The sequence below is a fragment of the Adlercreutzia sp. DFI.6.23 genome (genome assembly GCF_024462535.1).
Taxonomy (GTDB): Bacteria; Actinomycetota; Coriobacteriia; order Coriobacteriales; family Eggerthellaceae; genus Adlercreutzia; species Adlercreutzia rubneri.
This window is the reverse complement of sequence record NZ_JANGBP010000627.1, coordinates 1-295: the sequence shown is the minus strand read 5'-3', so window position 1 is coordinate 295 and position 295 is coordinate 1. Positions and strand designations below refer to the sequence as shown.

The following is a 295-nucleotide window of genomic DNA, read 5'->3' as shown; positions in this document are numbered from 1 at the left end:
AACGTGCCCGTGCTCATCGTGAAATAGGCTTGCGGCCATGGGACGATCGGGCACGTTGGTCTTGTGCAGAACCGAGTAGCACACGCTGCCGAGCATGCCGCGCACGGCGCCAAGGCCGCGGTGGCCCATAACGATGCAGTCGTAGCCGCCCTCGTCGGCGTAAGCGGTGATGGAATCGTGCGGCGAGCCGTTCACCACGGCAATGCCAATGCCCTCGGCGTCGCCCACCAGAGGCGCGATGTTATCGGCAATGGCGTCCATATCGGCCTTGATGGCCTCGTTCTCCACTTCGGAG

The 295-nt window shown here is 63.7% G+C and carries 1 protein-coding gene; it reads right to left on the bottom strand.

Going from position 1 to position 295, the window contains the following annotated elements:
• A partial coding sequence (locus NE591_RS14835) for a universal stress protein (protein ID WP_256157056.1) occupies positions 1 to 295 on the bottom strand: 295 nt, incomplete at both ends.